Annotated in this window: 1 pseudogene; it reads right to left on the bottom strand. The window is 37.3% G+C overall.

Going from position 1 to position 724, the window contains the following annotated elements:
* A pseudogene (locus C4B25_RS04675) lies at nucleotides 1-724 on the bottom strand (DNA-directed RNA polymerase subunit beta'); the annotation flags it as partial.

Raw genomic sequence — 724 nt, 5'->3', positions numbered from 1 at the left:
ACGAGTAAATCCACCTGTAATATCTTCAACACCAGCAACCCCTCCTGTATGGAATGTACGCATTGTTAGTTGTGTACCAGGTTCACCAATTGATTGAGCGGCAATAATACCAACAGCTTCACCAATATTAACGATCCTGTTTGTGGCTAAGTCAACACCATAACATTTCTTACATACACCATGACGTGTATGACATCCTAGGATTGATCTAATTTCAACAACATCAATACCAGCATTAGCAATTTTAGCTGCTAATTTAGCTGTTACTAATTCTCCTGATTGAGCAAGAATTTCACCATTCTTGTCGAATACAGTTTTATTGATAAATCTACCTGTAATACGTTCTTCCATTGAAACAATTATTGTATTTGTTTTTGTATCAATGATATTTTTAGCTGAGAAACCAAAGTCTGAGAAACAATCTTCTTCTTTAACAACGATATTTTGAGCAACATCAACTAGACGTCTAGTTAGATAACCAGATTTAGCTGTGTTAAGAGCAGTATCGGTAAGACCTTTACGAGCCCCGTGTGTTGATGAGAAGAATTCGAAACCAGTAAGACCTTCTAAGAATGATGATTTAACCGGAACTTCAATTGTTGATTTAACAAGAACGTCATTTTCCGCATCAGCCTTAAATGTCTTAGAGTTGTTGGCCATAAGACCACGCATACCAGCAAGTTGAACGAAGTTGGCAATATTACCACGAGCACCAGATTCCATC

Origin of the sequence: Mycoplasma todarodis, assembly GCF_004335995.1 — a bacterium.
Classification (GTDB): Bacteria; Bacillota_I; Bacilli_A; order Mycoplasmatales; family Metamycoplasmataceae; genus Mycoplasma_K; species Mycoplasma_K todarodis.
Note: the sequence above shows the minus strand (reverse complement) of the source record. Positions and strands in the feature narration are given on the sequence as shown.